7 protein-coding genes and 1 pseudogene are annotated in these 6,061 nt (G+C 64.8%); all 8 read right to left on the reverse strand.

Translation table 11 applies throughout. The features are described from left to right. A partial coding sequence (locus tag EOA29_RS21950; protein WP_145969735.1) for an EamA family transporter occupies positions 1-450 on the reverse strand: 450 nt, incomplete at its 3' end. Between the two features lie 318 nt (positions 451-768). Continuing rightward, complete coding sequence (gene cimA / locus EOA29_RS21960) at positions 769-2,385, reverse strand: citramalate synthase (RefSeq protein ID WP_127221500.1); 1,617 nt, start codon at positions 2,383-2,385, stop codon at positions 769-771. 197 nt (positions 2,386-2,582) lie between these two features. After that, complete coding sequence (pip, locus tag EOA29_RS21970) at positions 2,583-3,551, reverse strand: prolyl aminopeptidase (protein ID WP_126094901.1); 969 nt, start codon at positions 3,549-3,551, stop codon at positions 2,583-2,585. Further along, positions 3,548-4,024, reverse strand: a complete 477-nt coding sequence (locus EOA29_RS21975) for a GFA family protein (protein WP_126094902.1) — start codon at positions 4,022-4,024, stop codon at positions 3,548-3,550. Before EOA29_RS21975 ends, pip begins: the two co-directional genes overlap by 4 nt. Next, entirely contained in the window at positions 4,021-4,512 is a 492-nt protein-coding gene (locus EOA29_RS21980; RefSeq protein ID WP_127221502.1) for a GFA family protein, read from the reverse strand. The genes EOA29_RS21975 and EOA29_RS21980 overlap by 4 nt, the downstream gene beginning before the upstream one ends. A 21-nt stretch (positions 4,513-4,533) precedes the next feature. Beyond that, positions 4,534-4,920, reverse strand: a complete 387-nt coding sequence (locus tag EOA29_RS21985; RefSeq protein ID WP_127221504.1) for a VOC family protein — start codon at positions 4,918-4,920, stop codon at positions 4,534-4,536. Further along, positions 4,917-5,321, reverse strand: coding sequence for an endonuclease domain-containing protein (locus EOA29_RS21990; RefSeq protein ID WP_127221506.1), 405 nt, complete (start codon positions 5,319-5,321; stop codon positions 4,917-4,919). Before EOA29_RS21990 ends, EOA29_RS21985 begins: the two co-directional genes overlap by 4 nt. 271 nt (positions 5,322-5,592) lie before the next feature. Then, positions 5,593-6,061, reverse strand: a pseudogene (locus EOA29_RS21995) (cysteine--tRNA ligase); the annotation flags it as partial.

The raw sequence follows: 6,061 nt of genomic DNA on the forward strand, positions 1-6,061 counted from the left end.
CCCCGCCACAGCGATCGCGGCTAGCGCCACCGCCGCGATCTGCAGCCGGTCGAGCCGCTCGCCGAGCAGCAGCGCACCAACCACCACGTTGACCAGCGGATTGATGTAGTAGCCGAGCGCGGTCTCGACGGTGCGGTCGACCGCGATCGCCCAGACATAGATGCCCCAGTTGATCGAGATCAGCACCGCCGTGATCGCCGCCATGCTGATGCTCCTCGGCGAGCGGATCGCCGCCTTGAAATCGGCGGTGCGGCCGGCCCAGACCAGAACACAGGCCGCTATCGGCACCGACCAGACGACGCGGTTGGCGATCACCTCGGCGAGCGGCAGATGCGCCACCGCCTTCATGTAAAAGGGCAGGAGCCCCCACAGGAAATAGGCGCCCAGCGCCAAAAGAAAGCCGCGGCGGGCCCTGGCGTCTTGATCGAGTTCGGCTGTTGCGGTGACCATGGCCCAACGCTATGGCCCAGCTGCATGCTGATGACCATCGCAAAATTATGATGGATCAATGGACTTCCGCTGATGGTTCAAGGGGGGCGGCGCGGAATCCCAGGCCACAAACGCCTCGTTCCTTCCCACCCCCCTCTGGCCTGCCGGCCATCTCCCCCGCAAGGGGGGAGATCAGATGTCTCTTCGGCTTTCGCCAATCGCCAACGTTGCAGGAAGGAGCGCAGCGGGCGGAACTGCCAATCTCCCCCCTTGCGGGGGAGATGTCCGGCAGGACAGAGGGGGGTGCTGTCCCTCGGCCTCAGAGCTATTTTTCAGCCCCTACTCCGCCGCCACCAAGCCCGCCATCTCGCGGTTCTTCATCAGCTTGTAGATGATCGAATCCATCAGCGCCTGGAAGGAGGCGTCGATGATGTTTTCCGAGACGCCGACCGTCCACCAGCGGGCGCCGGTGGAATCGTGCGATTCGACCAGAACGCGGGTGATGGCCTCGGTGCCGCCATTGAGGATACGAACCTTGAAGTCGGCGAGCTCGAGGTCGACGATCTCGCTCTGATATTTGCCGAGGTCCTTGCGCAGCGCGATGTCGAGCGCGTTGACCGGGCCGTGGCCCTCGGCCACCGACATCTTCTCCTCGCCGTCGACCTCGACCTTCACGATCGCCTCGGAGACGGTCTTCAGATTGCCGTTGGCGTCGAAGCGGCGCTCGACCATGCAGCGGAAGGAGGTGACGGTGAAGAACTCCGGCAGGCCGTGCAGCATCTTGCGTGCAAGCAGCTCGAAGGACGCGTCGGCGCCCTCATAGGCATAACCTTCCGCCTCGCGCTCCTTGACCACTGCGATCAGCGCGTCGAGCCGGTGGTCGTCCTTCGGCACCTCGATGCCGCGCCGCTTCAGCTCGGCGAGGAAATTGGCCTTGCCGCCCTGGTCGGAAACCATGACGCGGCGGCGGTTGCCGACCGATTCCGGCGGCACGTGCTCATAGGTCGCCGGCTCCTTGGCAAGCGCAGAGGCATGGATGCCGGCCTTGGTGGCGAAGGCGGAGGAGCCGACATAGGGCGCCTGCGCTTCCGGCGCGCGGTTCAAGAGTTCGTCGAAGGCGCGGGAAAGCCTGGATATTCCGGTCAGCGCTTCGGCCGAGATGCCGGTCTCGAAACGGTCGGCGAAGGCCGGCTTCAGCGAAAGCGTGGGGATGATCGAGATCAGGTTGGCGTTGCCGCAGCGCTCGCCGATGCCGTTCAGCGTGCCCTGGATCTGGCGCACCCCGGCCTCGACGGCGGCGAGTGAATTCGCCACCGCCTGGCCGGTGTCGTCATGGGCGTGGATGCCGAGGTGATCGCCCGGAATGCCGCTGGCGATCACCTTTTCGATGATGGCGCGCACCTCCGAAGGCTGCGTGCCGCCATTGGTGTCGCACAGCACCACCCAGCGCGCGCCTGCATCATAGGCGGTCCTGGCGCAGGCCAGCGCGTAGTCCGGATTGGCCGTGAAGCCGTCGAAGAAATGCTCGCAGTCGACCATCGCCTCCTTGCCGGACGCGACCGCCGTCTCGACCGAGACTTTTATCGAGTCCAGGTTCTCCTCGTTGGTGCAGCCGAGCGCCACGCGCACATGATAGTCCCAGCTCTTGGCGACGAAGCAGATGGCGTCCGACTTCGATTGCACGAGCGCCGCCAGCCCCGGATCGTTGGAGGCCGAGACCCCTGCCCGCTTGGTCATGCCGAAGGCGACGAATTTCGCGCTTTCCGTTCGCTTCTTCTGGAAGAAGGCGGTGTCGGTCGGATTGGCGCCGGGATAGCCACCCTCGACATAGTCGATGCCGAACTCGTCGAGCAGCTTGGCGATGGCGATCTTGTCCTCGACGGAAAAGTCGATGCCCGGCGTCTGCTGGCCGTCGCGGAGCGTGGTGTCGAAGAGGAAAAGTCTTTGCTTTTTCATGATGGCAAGGCGCTTGAGCACCCCCCTCTGGCCTGCCGGACATCTCCCCCGCAAGGGGGGAGATCGGCAGCTTTGCCGACGGCGCTTGTCCTACAGCGTCGGCGATTTGCGAAAGCGAAGGCGACATCCAATCTCCCCCCTTGCGGGGGAGATGGCCGGCAGGCCAGAGGGGGGTGGGACGGAACGCCGTACATCGACTAGATTTTCCCCGCAAACCCATCCGTCGCCCGGATCAGCCGGTCCAAGATCCCCGGCTCCGAATAGGCATGGCCGGCGCCCTCGATCAGGTGGAAATCCGCCTTCGGCCAGGCCTTGTGCAGCGCCCAGGCATATTTCGCCGGGCATGGCATGTCGTAGCGGCCATGGACGATGGTGCCGGGGATATCCTTCAGCTTCCAGGCATCGCGCAGCAGCTGTCCCTCCTCCAGCCAGCCGGCATGGACGAAGTAATGGTTCTCGATACGGGCGAAAGCCACCGCATAGTCGTCCTGGCCGAACGGCGTGCTGGTCTCAGGCTCCGGCAGCAGCGTGATCGTCTCGCCCTCCCAGAGGCTCCAGGCAAGTGCCGCCTCGACCTGGGCCTTGCGATCAGAGCCGACCAGCCGCTTGCGGTAGGCCGCCATCATGTCGCCGCGCTCGGCCTCGGGGATCGGCGCCAGGAAGCGTTCCCACTTGTCGGGGAACATCTCCGAGACGCCGAACTGATAATACCATTCGAGCTCGGCGCGGGTCAGCGTATAGATGCCGCGCACGACCAGCTCGCTGACGCGCTCGGGATGCGTCTCGGAATAGGCGAGCGCCAGCGTCGAACCCCAGGAGCCGCCGAACACCAGCCATTTGTCGAAGCCCGCCATCTCGCGCAAACGCTCGATGTCGGCGACGAGATGCCAGGTGGTGTTGGCTTCGAGCGAGGCGTTGGGCGTCGACTTTCCGCAGCCGCGCTGGTCGAACAGGGTGACGTCGTAAAGTTTCGGGTCGAACAGCCTCCGGTGTTTCGGCGAAATCGTGCCGCCCGGACCGCCATGCAGGAACACGGCGGGCTTGGCGCCCTTGGTGCCGCAGCGCTCCCAATAGACGGTGTGGCCGTCGCCGACATCGAGCATGCCCGAGTCGAACGGCTCGATCTCTGGATAGAGCGTGCGCAAGGAACCGCTGTGGATCGTCATAGTTTCAGGCCCTGCTGCGGCCAGTTGGCCGTCTCGTGATCGGGATGCTGGAAGGAGATGATCTGCTCCTGCCGTCGATAGAAGTCGGGGTCGTCGAGGATCGGCGCCTCGAAGATCTTCTCCACCCAGGGCAGCCGCACCGCGTAGTTGACCTGGATCTGCGGCGCGAGGTCCGAGCGGTCGTCGAAGGCGCCGATGGCGATCTCCAGCGCGCCCGGCTGGCGGTAGGTCAGCGGCGTGCCGCAGCGGCGGCAGAAGCCGCGATCGATGTTGACCGAGGACTGGAAATAGCTCGGCTCCTCATGGGTCCATTCGACGCCGTCCTTCGGCACCGTCACCAGCGCGCCGAAGAAATTGCCGAACTGTTTCTGGCACATGCGGCAGTGGCAGATGGACGGGCGCCCAAGCTTGCCCTTGATGCGGAAGCGCACGGCGCCGCACTGGCAGCCGCCTGTTCGAACTTGGTCGGTCATGATCTTTCCTCCGGCGGCCATTGGTCGGTGTCGTGGTCGGGATGCTGATAGGAGACGAGCTCGGCGAGATAGGGCGCTGACGAGACATCGCCCATCGTCTGCTCGGACGGCAGTTTCGGGATGCCGTCGACATAGGGAAGCTTCGCCTCGACGCCCCACTGGATGGTCGGTGCAATCCCGGTTGGATCGTCGAAGGCGGCGATCGCCAGCGCCATGCCGTCGGGCGCCTCGAAAGTCAGCGGCGTGCCGCATTCGGCGCAGAAGCCGCGCCATGCCGCACTCGAGGAACGGAAGCGCTTCGGCTCGCCGCGCGTCCAGTCGAGCCTGGCGCCGCGAACCGAAACCAGCGGCAGATAGAAATTGCCGCTCGCCTTCTGGCACATGCGGCAATGGCAGACCGATGCGTCGCCCAGCGTACCTTCGACGCGGAAACGAACCGCGCCGCACTGGCAGCCGCCCGTATAGACCGGCCGGTTGTCGAGACTCATCGCTCACTCCGTTTCATGGGCTCACTCCGGATCATGGCAGACCGCCTCGACATTGTTGCCGTCGGGATCGAAGACGAAGGCGCCGTAGTAGTTCGGGTGATAGTGCGGGCGCAGTCCCGGCCCGCCATTGTCCTTGCCGCCGGCGGCGAGGGCCGCGGCATGGAACGCATCGACCTCGGCCCGGCTGCGCGCGGTGAAGGCGACATGCTGGTGGTCCTTCGGCTTCTCCTTGCCCGCGCTTAGCCAGAACACCGGCCGGTCGCGGCCATAACCGCCCACCTTGGCGCCGCCGGTATATTCCTGCGGCACCATATAGAGCAGCGAAGCGCCCAGCGGCGCCATCGCCTTGTCGTAGAAGGCCTTGGACTTTTCAAAATCCGAAACGGTGATGCCGAGATGGTCGATCATGGAACGAGTTCCTGCGTTGCTTGCTCCGGCACATCGGCGCCGGCCAGGCCGGCCGCAATGACGATGTGCTGGCAGACATTGTCGATATCGCGGATCACGTCGTCATTCCAGAAGCGCAGGATGGTCCAGCCGCTGGCGCTTAGGTAGGCGCTTCTTGCCTCATCATGTCGCGAGTGTTCCGCGTCGGCATGCTGGCTGCCGTCGACCTCAACTATGAGGCGATGCGCCGAACAGGCGAAGTCGACGATATAAGGCCCTATCGGCACCTGCCGCCGAAAACTCATTCCCATCAGCCGGTGCGCGCGCAACTCGTTCCAAAGCTTGAGCTCGGCATCGGTCATCGCGCGCCGCATGGATTTGGCGTTCTTGCGCTGGCGGGATGGAACGAGGTCGTGACCCATAGCTATGCGACCCCATGCTGGAGATTAGCGAAACCGCAAGCGACAGCCGATCTCCCCCCTTGCGGGGGAGATGTCCGGCAGGACAGAGGGGGGTGCTGTCCCTCCAGCGTAACAACCAGAGAGTGCTGCGCTCTCAGGAAATGGCGGGGATGAGAGCGGGCAAGCCCAAACGCTGGCGTTCCGTCACACCCCCCTCTGTCCTGCCGGACATCTCCCCCGCAAGGGGGGAGATTGGCCGTCATCGACGCTTTCGCCAATCGCCCAAGACCCCTCACCGCCTGATCTCCCAGGTCGTCACGCGCTGGCCTGTGACTGGATCCTTGCCATCCTTGAGCTGCACGCCTTGCGTCAATAGTTCGTCACGGATGCGGTCGCCTTCGGCCCAATTCTTGGCGGCGATGAATTCCAGGCGTTCGGCGATTGCCTTGGCGATTGCCGCCTCGTCCACCTTAGCGGCACCGACATCGAAACCCAGGAAGGCAAGCGCCGCCTTCAGCGAGGCCGCGGCGGCGTTCTCGCCACCGCCGCTGAACTCGCTCGCCTCGCCGGCAAGCTGCGTCAGCCGCTGGAAGGCGGCGTAGGTGGCGAGGTCGTCGGACAGCGCTTCCACGACATCGGCCGGCAGTTCCTTTGCCGCCGTAGGCGCAAGGTCCGCGGCGCGCTTCCATTTGCGCAGCGTGTTTTCCGCCTCCTCCAGCTTGCGCACGGAGAAGTCGATCGGCTCGCGGTAATGCGTCATC

This window comes from Mesorhizobium sp. M1E.F.Ca.ET.063.01.1.1, assembly GCF_003998155.1.
Classification (GTDB): domain Bacteria; phylum Pseudomonadota; class Alphaproteobacteria; order Rhizobiales; family Rhizobiaceae; genus Mesorhizobium.